Raw genomic sequence first — 12,766 nt, 5'->3', positions numbered from 1 at the left:
TCTTAAACCGTTGGAAAGACCGACCAAAGCAAATTTGCTTGCCGCGTACGGCAGCATGTGAGGCACCGCTCGTTTGCCACCAACCGAAGCGACGTTGACGATCCGCCCCCATCCTTGATTTCGCATGTGCGGAAGAGTTTCTAGCACAGTGTGCAGAGCGCCCCAGCAATTCGTTCTCATCGAGTTTTCGAAATCATCCATCGTCATCGAGTCCAACGGACCCACCGTGATAATGCCCGCAACATTGATCAACACGTCAATGCCACCCCATTCTTGTGCGACCTCCTCGATAAACGAGGCAACGTGCGTTTTATCGCGGACGTCGCATGGTTTTGCGATCACCTCGGCACCGCGTTGACGCAGTTCGTTCGCTGCGACGGTTAGGTCGTCAGCACTGCGAGCACAAATCGCGAGCCGAGCCCCTTGGTCGGCCAATTGTCGCGCCAACACGAGTCCGAGACCACGAGACCCGCCGCTGATCACAACACGTTTGTCACGCCAAGAAAACTCGCGATTGCGTCGAACCACGGTGCGGCCCCATTGCACTCCACCATAAGCCACAGCGGCGGAAATCGCCAATTTTGTTAGCTTGTTCATGCGTCCGTTAACTCACTTTCACTTTTCAGTACTTCGTCACCGTCTTCTTGCTCGATCAGATAGGCCGGCTCGTCTTCGCTCGCATTCCGCGTGACTTCGCTACCTTTGATTGTCTTGGTGACTTTCTGTTTATAGGATTCTTTGATCTGTCCCTTTGCCCTCCCGCTGCCGTAGTTCCAGCCGACATATTGGTTAACTCTAAATTTCTGTGGCATGATTGTCTCCGTGGAAAATCGATTTCGTTACATCCCAGTTCGGTCTGCGGTGTCAGGCTAAGCCACACTTGCCACTTGGACGACGCAATTGTCGCAACAACAAACGGAGTCAGCTTGCTCGTCCTGTGTCGCGAAATGTTTTGCGATCCGTGACCAACGACACTCGCCCGATTCGGCATACTGAACCATTTGATCCAAGGCGATGCGTCGGTGTTCACTTCGCAACCGCGACTCGTCTGCCAATCGATCGGTCACCTCGTGCTCGATTCGATCAACAAGACACGTCCATTGGCCGCGACCTGACGGAGCCATCAAACCCGCCGACGCCAAATGTTGAAAGCAATTTCTCAAAGTTTGCTGGCCCAAAGGACTGATTTGCTTTAGGTCTTTCAAGGATACCGATCCAGTGTCATCACCGTATCGCTCGACCCCTTGAATCAAAGTGTGGTGGGCGGTTCGCAATTGCGAGGAATCAAGGCTCCCACCCGCGAACAATTTCTGTAGCCGCAAGTCTTCACGATCGTACAGCAGCGTGCACGCGGCGAGTTCGCCGTCGCGTCCCGCCCTGCCAAACTCTTGGTAATAGGCTTCGATTGAACCAGGAACGTCATGATGAATGACTCGCCGGATGTCCGGTTTGTCGATTCCCAAACCGAAGGCATTGGTCGCAAACATCACCGCAGCAGGGCCGTTCATAAACGCTTCCTGGGATGCAATTCGATCCGCCTTTTTCATCCTGCCATGATACGCTAGTGTCGGCATGGGCAGGTCCGAAAGTTTGCTGCAAAGCCGCTCGACGGTGTTCGTGGTAGCGCAGTACACAATCGCCGGTTCATTCGCAATCAAATCCGATTCGTCGCCTAGCAGCGATCGCAACTGACGTTCCTTTTCGGCATCACCATACGACGTCATCACGGACAAACGTAAATTCGGCCGGTGAGTTCCCGTCGCAACAATCGCCGGGTCGGAAAGTTTTAGACAGCGGACAATTTGGTCGATCGTGTGCGGCGATGCGGTTGCGGTCATCGCAAGCGTCGGTGGATTGCCAAGTCGCTGGCGGGCGTAATGCAAACACAAATAATCGGGCCGAAAGTCATGGCCCCATTCGCTGACGCAGTGCGCCTCATCGATCACAAACAGATCGACTCCCACCTCGCTTAGCAATTGGCAAATGTCGGATTGCTGAAGACGCTCGGGAGTCGTAAAGACAAACTCGGCCTTTCCAGATTGAATGTCTTGATGAAACTCGCGAAGCTGTTTTGCCGACTTAGAACTGTTCAGGATCGCGGCTTGGCAGCCGAGTTCGCGGATATGCTTCGCTTGATCTTCGGCCAACGAAATCAGTGGGCTGACCACCACCGTCACTCCCTCGAGTGCAAGACCAGGCAACTGGTAGCACAAACTTTTACCTGAGCCCGTGGGCATCAAGATTAATGTGTCCCGTCCCTCCATCGCAGCTTTACAGGCCTCGGATTGACCAGGACGAAACTTTTTAAATCCGAAGTCTTCGCTGAGACGATTGCGGAGTTGTTTGATAGAGGTCACAGCAATCTCAAAAAGTGAAATTTTGCGATGTACGGGAAAGAACAGCCATCGTCGCGTCCCGATGGAATGTGAATAAGCAGACCGTCCGTGACGGCAATTGGCTGTGCGAAAACGTCAACGCAATTTGCGTTCCCACGCATTGAAAGGGTCACAACAATCCCTTGTTTTGTCATTTTGTGCGTGAAAGTCGGCACGAAATGGTGCTCCCCACCGAAAACTTGCCATCAAGCTGGGACGTTGTATTGATCGGACTTCAACCATCTAGGCAAATCGTCAATCATCCGATTGCCAAAATTGGTGAACCAAACCGTTTGCGGCGAAGAACCGCTGCGTCGCTGACATCGCCTCGTAGGGGCGAAGTGGGGGATTTAGGTAGACGCTTAAGCTTAAGTTGACAATGAATCTCATTTTCAGCTTTGCCTGCGAAATTCGCGAGGCAAAAACTTTTCCCGCACAACTCGATAGGACAGGGCGTCAAGTTCGAGTGACGGGCTGGAACGAAGTGACGGGCTGGAACGAAGTGACGGGCCGGAACGATCCGAATCGCGATGTTCCCCGGCGCCGAGCGGGAAAATCTTGCAGCGTCCAATGCCATCGACTTTGGTACAACCGTTTTTTTCATAACGAGGCCGCGCCAACCGATGCGTCTTGCAATCCAATGCCCCAAATTCTATTGGTTGCCGCGGATGGGATTTAATCACCCTGCGGCGCTGCTATCGAAGGATTGCAGCGGTGAAGCTGAATGAGACGAAGCCCCCGAGCAAATGTACACCGTTCCATCGGCAAATTTTTTCTGTTCTCTATACACTTTCTTGCCCCCTAAGTTGTGTAGACGCCCGCGGATTGCGTTAGGATGGCCCTTATCTTCTGCAGTTGGTTTACTCGGATACTAAGGTGCAAGATGATTCGAATGTTGCAATTGGTTGTGGTGATTGGAGTTGCGGCGGGATGCGGGCAAGGTCAAATTTATGACCATTTTGTCGAGATCGATATTCCACAATGGACAAGAGCAGCAATCAATCTGCTACAAGTGACGCCTGGGCAAACTGCAGAAGCAAGCCGGACGAAGGAATTTGTTTTGATTGATGTCGATAGTGAAGCGTGTCGCAAGGCACACGGGATCGACAGATCCGAACTGCAAAAACAAGTCTGGGCACGCGACGTGATGGATGTGACGCTTCGCCAGATCAAACCCGGAACGCACTACGACACCGTCATCCAACAGATTGGTGAACCGGAAAGGGTTGCCATGGGCAAGGCCAGAGACGCCGACGGCGTCGTCACCTATGTGTGGCATGACGACCAGGTGGGAATGACGATGCTGATGTTCAATCAGGATCGCTTAGCCGCCGTGCTGCCGTGTTGGTGATTCAATCACGACAACTGCAATGTTTTCCATTGGCACGTCAGCCACAATCAGGGGATCAAATCGGCCAGACGCTCGCGCACAAAGTCGCGGATCTCGTCACGAACTCGCCGGTATTGGTCAAGAGCCTCTTGTTCGCTAGCCGCTTGCTTGGCCAGTTTCGGCGGATCATCAAAACCGACGTGAACCAGTTTGGCTTGGGTCAGAAATGCCGGACAGTTTTCGTCAGCATGACCGCACACTGTGATCACCAGATCAAGGGGGACATCGCTAAGTGTGCTTGCCAGTTTGGAGGATTGCCCCGAGATATCCACCCCCGCTTCTTTCATCACTTGCATCGCGTTGGAATTCATCCCATGAGCCTCGATGCCAGCGGAGTAGACTTCGATCGTGTCGCCGTGAAAGTGTCTCGCCCAACCTTCGGCCATCTGGCTGCGGCACGAATTACCGGTACAGAGAAATAATACGTTCTTCTTACTCATGCATTTTCTTTGTTGAAATTGAAGAGATTGCCGTGGTCAAATTGTTGAGCGTCACCTGCTTCGACGCAGCCTGTTTCGCTGCGTCGTGAATGCCGGCGGTACAGGCTAGCCTTTTTTAACCGTGATCTTGATGGGTGAGTGAACGATTCGAACCGACGATTCGGCGCAGCCCGGCGATTCCACTTGGCGGTTCGGCTTGCCACGGAACCAGCGCGACGCGAGTCGCCAGCGACGAGCCGACTTCGTCAATAAAGGGTAACTCGTGGTGTTGCCGACGACGAAGATTGGCATCGGTGACCGGCAGTGGCACCAGACTCTGGTTGATGACCCACGCGAATGGCTCGATCTCGGCACGTCGCAAATCTTGTTGTAGCTTTGCCGCTTCGTGAACCGGCGTCGCTTCGGGTAACGTGACAACCAACACGCGAGTGAAGTCGGGATCTCGCAATCGCGGCAACAATTTTTCTACCGACTCGGGCATTTGGCTCGATTGCCGAGTCACTTCGCGGTGGTACGCCAATGCCGAGTCGAGCAGTAGGATTGTATGCCCTGTCGGAGCGGTATCTAGCACCACGAAACGATTCGCGCCGTCGGACACCGCTTTGGCGAATGCTCGGAACACCGCGATTTCTTCGGTACAAGGGGATCGCAAATCTTCTTCGAGCAATGCCTTGCCGTCGGCGTCCAAGTCGGATCCTGCGGTGCGTAGCACTTCATCGGTGTAGTCGGCTGTCTCTTTGGCCGGATCAATGCGTCCGACGGTCAGCCCTGGTTGCTCGTCCGCAGCAATCGTGGCTGCTACATGCGCCGCCGGGTCGGTCGTGGAGAGGTGCACATCGAAGCCTCGCTCGGCCAGCGCGACTGCGACAGCCGCCGCGACGGTCGTCTTGCCAACGCCCCCTTTGCCCATCGTCATGATCACTCCGTGACCCACGCTCGCCAATTCGTCGATCAGCGAACCGAGTCCCTCGGGATAGGTGTCAATCGATGGCAAATCGGCAGGATCGAGGGACCGATTCTTCTCGGGCATGCCGACCTGCCTTAGCGACGCAACGCCCATTAAACCGCTGCTATTGAGCGGGATGCTGGATCGATCGAGATCCTGAATGGTATCCGGCATTTCGGCAATCGCTTGCTCACCACGCTGCTGCATCGCCGCTGCCGTGGTATCGCTCGAGGACTCGCAAGTGAACACACCATTGATGATCAAATGCTGATTATTCACCCCCAGCTTCTGCAGCTCGAGACTTGATCTTGCGGCCTCGCGGAACGCAGACGGTTCGGGGCGTGTCACTAAACCGAGTGTTGTCAGCTTGGCGTCTGCAAGCGCCTCGACGGTTCGCTTGTAAAGCATCGTCTGGGCTTGCAGTCCCGCAAGCGGCCCTAAACACGAGGTTCCAGTGGTATTGTTTTCGATAAAGCCGGACCACGCCGACGGCAGCGTCAACAAACGCAGCGTATGGCCTGTCGGAGCGGTATCGAAGATCACGTGATCAAAGTCCACCGTGGCCTGCGGATCACCGAGCAATTTGGAAAACTCGTCAAACGCAGCTATTTCCAGCGTGCATGAACCCGAGAACTGCTCTTCCATGCTTCGCACCGCCGCATCGGGCAACACGCCGCGGTATGGCCCCACCATTCGCTCGCGGTATTCCGATGCGGCCGTTTCAGGATCCAGGTTCATTGCGAATAGGTTGGGCACCGATCCAACGGGTGTCGGATCATTGCTTAGCGTCGTGCCGAGCACTTCGTCCAAGTTGGATGCCGGGTCGGTCGAAACCAACAACACTCGCAGTCCACGGTCGGCCAGTTGAACCGCGGTCGCACACGCCATCGAAGTTTTCCCCACTCCACCCTTACCAGTGAAGAACAAATTACGCGTCGGATTTTCTAGGAATTGCATTCCAATACTCGCTTTCAAGGTGGGATAAGCATTCAGCCTGTCATTATGTTCGTCGTTCCATCAATCAACTCACGCCACCGTTTAGCAGCAACCCGAGTTGCCACCACAGCACCCCGACCCCGACGCCAGCGGCAGCGTCGCCTTGGGTTTCATGACCGTCCCGGTCCACATCGCTAGGTTCTCACGCGATGGATACTCGCTGCGGCTGACGACACGATCATCCACTATCACCAGCGGCAAGCACTCGACGCCTTCGTTGGCAAGCATTTGCTGAACCGTCGCGTTTTTGGCAAACTCGGCTGGCTCTTGAGCAAGGTTGAATCGCGTGACCTCATGGCCTTGATCTTTGATCCAATCCAGATCGGCTGCGAACTTGGGCAACACCGGATCGACTTGCGGCCCACAGACGCCGGTCGAGCAGCACATGGCCTTGTCATAAATTTGAATTCTGGACATCACTTATTCTCCAACAGTAAAAAATCAATTAGTTAGTTAGTTGACACAGCGGTTTCGCTGCCCAGATGGGCTTGCATCATCCCAATGTGGTGCATCCCAATGTGGTGCATCACTGCGTAACGCAAACACTTTGCCAGGCTGCGTGCCTACTTGAAGCGGCTCGGGGGGAACATGCTTCCGAAACACGTTCGATGCTTGACGCTATTCAACGGAACGCCCCAATTCAACGGATCGCCTCCGAACGGGAGACTAAATCTGGTTCAATCGATTCGTCTTCGTTGGAAGACTCCTCAGGGAACCAGCCTTGCGTTTTGATGCAAAATTTGACCAAGCCGAGCATCAAAGGCACTTCAATCAGCACACCGACGACGGTCGCAAGCGCCGCCCCTGATGACAATCCGTACAACATTGTGGCCGTCGCGATCGCAACTTCAAAGTGATTCGATGCGCCGATCATTGCGGTCGGAGCAGCGGACTCGTAAGGGAATCCCATCACTTTGCTGATCCCGTAGCCAAGTGCAAAGATCACGAGTGTTTGAATCGTCAACGGAATGGCGATCCATAAAATCGTCAGCGGGTTTTCAACAATGGTCTCGCCTTTGAAGGAAAACAACAACACGAGCGTTGCGAGCAAAGCGGTGATCGTGATCGGCGTCAGAAAATGCAAGAACTTGTCACGAAACCAGGCTTCTCCCTTGGTAGCGATCAGCCATTTTCGCGAGATGTATCCGGCGGCCAACGGCAACGCGACATAAACTCCGATTGACAACAACAACGCTTGCCAAGGAACGGGAAGCTGGCCGACGCCGAGCAGGAATCCCCCTAGAACGCCGTACAAAACGAGCATCGTCAGCGAATTGATCGCGACCATGACGAGCGTGTGTCCGTCGTTGCCTTTCGCCAAGAATCCCCAAACGAGAACCATGGCGGTGCAAGGTGCGATGCCGAGCAAGATGCACCCAGCCAAATAACTACGCCAGAGTGGGACCTGCAGCATCTTCACGCCTTCGACCAAGACCACTTCCCCCGCACCATACGTTGCACCGACCTCGAGATTGCTCCCCAAAGGAGCCTTCACATAATCGACAGCGTCGGGACCGATGAAGCCTAAAAACAGCGTCCCCAGAAAGAAACTGGCGATCGCGTACATCGTGAACGGTTTGATCGCCCAGTTAAGGATCAGGGTCAAGCCAACCGGCTGAATTGCTTTGCCCGCTTTTACCACTTCGCCGAAGTCGATCTTGACCATGATCGGGTACATCATGAAGAACAGGCAGACGGCGATCGGAATCGAAATCACCGGAGCGTCGTTGACATAGATTGCCATGGCGTCGAGTGACTTGGCCATTCCCGGAGCGATTTTGCCAAGTGCAATTCCGGCGACAATGCAAAGGCCAACCCAAACAGTCAGATACCTTTCGAAGAAGCCGATCCCTTTTTTCTCTGTGGGGCAGGTCTCTGGGTGATTCATTTCCTTGTCTTTCATTGAACGAGACAAAATCGTTTATCGCCGCTACACGATAGATTTAGGTAAAAAAAAGGCGGTCACAGTCCCCCGACGAACGCCTTGAGTTGTTCGAGACGCTTGGCGTTGATGCAGTAGCAAACCTTGGGGCCGTCGACTTCGCCTTGGACCAAGCCTGACTCTTTTAATATCTTCAAATGCTGGGAAACGGTCGATTGAGCCAGCGGCAACTGATCGACGATTTCACCACAAACACAGGCTTCGCGGCCAATCAGTAGACGCACGATCTGGACTCGCGCCGGATGCGCGATCGCCCATGCAAGTTTTGCAAAATCCTCTGCACTCGGATCCGTTTTCAGCTTCACCGGCGTCGAGTCGCATTTCTTAGAGGTCGCTGGCTTTGTCATTCACTTCCTTTATCGTTTATCTACGATTAATAGTATCGTCATCGATAAAGGTCGTCAACAATAAAAAGGGTAGAGAAACGTGAAATGGCAATGGGTCTCATGCTCATCCTGAACTGCCAAAACGGTGGGGCTGTTGTGATCATTAGATAGGTCGGTTTGCTTCCATCTCTCCGTCAAGTTCGTGAGATGCCTGAGTTCGTTAGCGGTTTTGACCAACGTGGGGAAGCATTTAGCCCCAGCAATTTGCAGCACTTGCGTTTTGTAGCTGCGATCACCTGAACGAGGATAGTTGCCGTCCCATTCGAGTCACCACCTTTTGGCGAAGATAGCTAGTGAAAATGCTTCACAGCGTCCTCGTTTTGGCGCGAGAATCTAAAGGAAAATTTCAAAGTTGACCGAAGGGATACCATCAGCACCAATGAGTGTGTCCTTGCTCTTTCCACCATCAAGCAGAATGATGCCATCGACTTCGACGGTCCCATCACCGACCAGCTCAATCGTGTCAGAGCCATTAGTCTATGCCGAATCCATCACCGTCGGTGACGCAAAATAAATGGAGGCCATACGCCGTTGATTTGGAAACGAACTGGCCGACGCATCACTTAGGCCGCTTGAAGAAATAGATCAATTTCACTGACGCGCCGTCTTTGACGAGTGACTCAACATCAACCAGTTCCCAACCTTCGCCACCCAACTGAACGATCTTGCGACTGGTCTCCGCGTCTCCAGGCCCATCCGCTGCATCCACGGTCATCGCCAGATGTTCCCACGACCGCCTGGGCTCTTCCGTCGCCGATTGCAAACTCGGAGCAGCCCATGTCAATGCCAGCAGCATCACGATTGCGGCGGCCATGGGCAATATCACAATTTTCGGACTCATGCTTTGTACTCTTGGGTGAAAGAAAACAATCAACTAACGGAACTCGACGACAATGCGACGGTATCGAGTGAGCGGTGGAGCTCCGCTGTCGGTAACTTGTACGACAATGTGTAGCGACTTCCCTCGTGCGTTCATCGGTACTTCCAATGTCGCTTTTGATGCCGTGCTGTCTCGCAATATCGCTTCGCCGTGATAGGTGCCCGGTTCTGCGTAAACAAACCAACGATAAGACAGCTTGTCACCGTCCGGATCGGTCGTGCCGCTGGCATCTAGCGTCAACTTGCTTCCGACGGCCACACCTACTCTCAGAACTTCCGTCGTGTCGTCGTTCTGGCAATGGATGATGGGTGCATGATTCGCATCGGTGAAGTCTTGGGCGACACACCAGTCAAGCCTTGCGCGAAAATCATTCTGCATGTGTTCCGCCCAGCGTGATGCCGTGTTGTCGCGATTTGTCTTGCCATTGACACCATCCTGCTGGTTTGCCCAGAAGAACGGTGATCCTTTCGGCCCCGCTTTGTTGAGAGAATCTCTGCCGCGAGGTCCATAGCGTCCGGCCCATCCACCCCAAGTCGGTTCGTTCGGATCACTAAGTCCTGTAGGAATTAGATACACGAACGTCCAACTGTCTCCTTCCTTCGGAGTCGTGTACAACGCAGCTAACGGACCGTGATTCTCTTGCACGTCACGGCGAACGTCAAAGCCGCCGGAACGCTCGGTCAGCGGTCGAAAACGGTGATACCAGCGACCGCCGATATCGGGATATCCGGTTTCGATGTGCAAGGGGATGAGATCCTCGTGCCCTTGCCGCGTGTGTCCCGGTCCATCCAGCGTACAAATGCGAAATTTCCCGACGAACGCTTCGTACCCAGCCGCAGAGCGTTCCTGCTTCACTTTGTCGAATGCTCGCCGCAGATTACTGATCGAGCCGCTGTTGCTGCCCCAGTTTCCATACCAGATCGGACGAGAGTCGTCCCGGTCGGCGGCGGAAATCAGCAGCTCCACACCTGAGTCCGAATCGTTCCATCCCGGAACAGCTAAGGGACGCAAGCTTGCGGGGTCGGGATAGTTTGGAGCGTGCCGCCGCAGCGAATCGTACACAAGAGCATAGGCATCGAGGTAACCAAGCAACAGTTCGTAGCCGTCGTTTGCTTTGATCCCTTTGTGGTTGCGGACGGGGTCACTGTGGAATTTGTTGGCGGGCCGGTCCGCAATGATCCCTTCCACATCCCATTCGTTGGAATACAGCAGGAACCGCACCAGTGATGCTTGATCGTCTGCGTCACCACCGATGTCGGTCTCCACAATCACGCGCAGCCGATGCGAGTCAGCAGCAAGAACCGGAGAGAGACATAGAATAGCAACGCACACGACTGCGGAAACAAGGGTAATTTCACGATAAATCATTTGCTCGAATCGTCTTTCGTCATGAGATAAAGAGTCAACGGAGTGTTGCCGAACCATGTCGAAAGTCGGACACGGATTTCAATGACAGAAAATGCGTGACCGAAAATTGAGAACGCGAAGGGGGCTACTTTCGCATTTTTGTGAACGCAACAAATCATGCACGGATGGAATCGACGGCAGTCATTTTTCGCTTCTCGGGACCGAGGCGATCTTTGACGTCCATGGCGGTCAGCATCGTGTTGTAAACGTCGAGTCCCTCGGCATTGACGTCCATGATCTGGCCTGTCTTGAAGCGTCGCCCCGCGGCGGTGATGGCATGGAAGACCCCGGACAGCTCACGTTTGACATCGTTGTGACGCCCGTCACCCGATTCGGTCGAGATCGTGATCAGCGAATTATCCAAAATCGTTCTGCCATTGGCGTCGACGGAATCTTGATTGTCCAACCGACTCAGGAAGTAGGCCACTTCACGCATCTTCAAGTGGGCGTGCGCACGTAGCTGTTCGTTCTTTTTCTTTTCGTTGAACTGGTGCCACCATTCGTGGCTGCATCCCTTGTCGCCCGAGGCTTTGTGCTGAGCCGCATCGTCGAAGGCAAAGACCTTGCGACCGTCATATTCGTAGTCGCCTTTCAAGCGAATGCGTTCTCCGGCGGCAAGGAACGTGAGCGAACCGAAACGAACGCGATCCATTTGAATTGCCATCGCGTACAGATCCGCCATCAACCGCCATTCGCTAGTGAGTTCATCCACGGTGATGTCGATGCCCATCCCTCCGGGATCGGCAGCGCCGCCGTGCAACAGGTTCGATTCGGCGGGCAGCGTCGGTCCGCCATCGCTTTTTGACTTCATCGCATACGCTCGCTGCTCGAACTCGCGGATCCGTTCCAGATGCTCGACGATCCGTGCTCTCGAAGCTCTTCCGAGCGGCGAGTTGGTTCCGGTGTAGAACTTGTACTCCTCGGCAACGGTGTCGAGCACGCTGCGTTTGAGTCGATCACGCCGCGCGTCACTCGATTCGTTTGGCGTCGCCAGTGATCCGAAGACACGCTCGAACACGTCGCGAGGCTTCTCTTGCATCGTGGCAGCCACGGTTCCATCGGGGTTGAAACTGTGCACGTAGCGGCCAACACGACTGCGGCGAAAGAACGTACCAGCCACCAACGTCGGCACCATTCCGGGTGGCAGACCGTTCGGGTTGTGGGCGCGGCGAACCATCTGGTCAATCGAAGCACCGCCCGCTTTCGCTTCTCCGTCCGGCGGTTCGGCGGTGAAGGCGGCGGTCGCACCGTCGTAGTGTGCGTTGATTCCTTTTTCGTCAGCCCGCACATGGTCGACGCCACGCATGATCAACAATTTGTTGCCAAGCGGTTTCAGAGGTTCAAGCACCCCCGTAAAGCCTTCTTTTTGCAGCGGCGCTGGAATGCCGAGGCCAAAGAAAACGTTGAAGGCCCGCGCCGGAATGATCGCCTTCTCGGCCGCGTGGGCCGTCGAAACCAGCATCTCCTCGAGGAACGGCAGTCCGATGGTGATGCCACCGATTCCCTTAAGCAGCATCCGTCGATCAATGCAAGTATTCTTCATTGGTGGGTCTCCAGGTGTGGGGATGGGAGTTGGTTTACAGGAAGATGAACGACAAGAAGATGAAGGCGACTGTGTTTCATTTTCCTGTCACCCATTTTCCTGTATCACTTGTTTCCGTAGGCCTCGATTTTTGCACGAGATCGCTGAGGACAATCGCGGTCATCAAACTGGGGTACGTTCCGCCGGCGGATTGAGCCGACTTGTGGATGGCGGCGACGATCGGTGCATCGGCGGCGGTGAGGGGACGCCCCATCGCAAACTGCGTGACCTTCCATGTCAGACTCTCGCGAACGCGATCGCTGGCGGACAACACCTTCATCAGCTTCGCGGACGACTGGTACTTCACCGGCTTGGCGTCGCCTGGAAACAGCACTTCGCCGTCGTCTCGCAGCTTGTTTCCGAATTGGTCCTGCTCATGATAGACGCCCACGCCATCAAACTTTTCCAATCCGAACGCCAAC

General features: G+C 54.5%; 13 protein-coding genes. 1 reads left to right on the top strand and 12 read right to left on the bottom strand.

Going from position 1 to position 12,766, the window contains the following annotated elements; all coding sequences use genetic code 11:
• From ABX962_RS17180 to ABX962_RS17170, 3 genes are all read right to left on the bottom strand, one after another.
• Positions 1–597 (bottom strand): SDR family NAD(P)-dependent oxidoreductase (locus ABX962_RS17180; protein ID WP_372721267.1); only part of this gene is annotated, 597 nt, incomplete at its 3' end.
• On the bottom strand, positions 594–812 hold the full coding sequence (locus ABX962_RS17175; protein ID WP_372721266.1) for a DUF2945 domain-containing protein: 219 nt from the start codon (positions 810–812) through the stop codon (positions 594–596). The genes ABX962_RS17175 and ABX962_RS17180, both read right to left, overlap by 4 nt.
• A gap of 57 nt (positions 813–869) precedes the next feature.
• Entirely contained in the window at positions 870–2,357 is a 1,488-nt protein-coding gene (locus ABX962_RS17170) for an ATP-dependent DNA helicase RecQ (protein WP_372721265.1), read from the bottom strand.
• A gap of 901 nt (positions 2,358–3,258) precedes the next feature.
• Here ABX962_RS17170 and ABX962_RS17165 point away from each other — a divergent pair.
• Complete coding sequence (locus ABX962_RS17165; protein ID WP_372721264.1) at positions 3,259–3,726, top strand: hypothetical protein; 468 nt, start codon at positions 3,259–3,261, stop codon at positions 3,724–3,726.
• A 47-nt stretch (positions 3,727–3,773) separates the two neighbouring features.
• On the opposite strand, the gene ABX962_RS17160 is transcribed toward ABX962_RS17165, so the two are convergent.
• From ABX962_RS17160 to ABX962_RS17120, 9 genes are all read right to left on the bottom strand, one after another.
• Complete coding sequence (locus ABX962_RS17160) at positions 3,774–4,205, bottom strand: arsenate reductase ArsC (RefSeq protein WP_372721263.1); 432 nt, start codon at positions 4,203–4,205, stop codon at positions 3,774–3,776.
• A gap of 115 nt (positions 4,206–4,320) precedes the next feature.
• A complete protein-coding gene (gene arsA / locus ABX962_RS17155) occupies positions 4,321–6,108 on the bottom strand; it encodes an arsenical pump-driving ATPase (RefSeq protein WP_372721262.1) in 1,788 nt (595 codons plus the stop codon).
• An 81-nt stretch (positions 6,109–6,189) separates the two neighbouring features.
• Complete coding sequence (arsD, locus tag ABX962_RS17150; protein WP_372721261.1) at positions 6,190–6,564, bottom strand: arsenite efflux transporter metallochaperone ArsD; 375 nt, start codon at positions 6,562–6,564, stop codon at positions 6,190–6,192.
• Positions 6,565–6,787: 223 nt separating this feature from the next.
• Positions 6,788–8,035: an ACR3 family arsenite efflux transporter gene (gene arsB / locus ABX962_RS17145; RefSeq protein WP_372721260.1), complete on the bottom strand. Its 1,248-nt coding sequence runs from the start codon at positions 8,033–8,035 to the stop codon at positions 6,788–6,790.
• 74 nt (positions 8,036–8,109) lie between these two features.
• Positions 8,110–8,436 (bottom strand): ArsR/SmtB family transcription factor, encoded by a 327-nt coding sequence (locus tag ABX962_RS17140; RefSeq protein WP_372721259.1) that lies wholly within the window; start codon positions 8,434–8,436, stop codon positions 8,110–8,112.
• A gap of 598 nt (positions 8,437–9,034) precedes the next feature.
• Positions 9,035–9,316 carry a hypothetical protein gene (locus ABX962_RS17135; RefSeq protein ID WP_372721258.1) on the bottom strand — a complete coding sequence of 94 codons (282 nt, stop codon included), beginning with the start codon at positions 9,314–9,316 and terminating at the stop codon, positions 9,035–9,037.
• 33 nt (positions 9,317–9,349) lie between these two features.
• On the bottom strand, positions 9,350–10,723 hold the full coding sequence (locus ABX962_RS17130; RefSeq protein WP_372721257.1) for a nucleoside hydrolase-like domain-containing protein: 1,374 nt from the start codon (positions 10,721–10,723) through the stop codon (positions 9,350–9,352).
• A 154-nt stretch (positions 10,724–10,877) separates the two neighbouring features.
• Positions 10,878–12,305: a DUF1552 domain-containing protein gene (locus ABX962_RS17125; protein ID WP_372721256.1), complete on the bottom strand. Its 1,428-nt coding sequence runs from the start codon at positions 12,303–12,305 to the stop codon at positions 10,878–10,880.
• Between the two features lie 76 nt (positions 12,306–12,381).
• Positions 12,382–12,766 (bottom strand): DUF1585 domain-containing protein (locus ABX962_RS17120; protein WP_372721255.1); only part of this gene is annotated, 385 nt, incomplete at its 5' end.

This window comes from Novipirellula sp. (genome assembly GCF_041583735.1).
Lineage (GTDB): Bacteria > Planctomycetota > Planctomycetia > Pirellulales > Pirellulaceae > Novipirellula.
The sequence above is the reverse complement of the archived record's forward strand: the minus strand, read 5'-3'. Positions and strand labels throughout refer to the sequence as shown.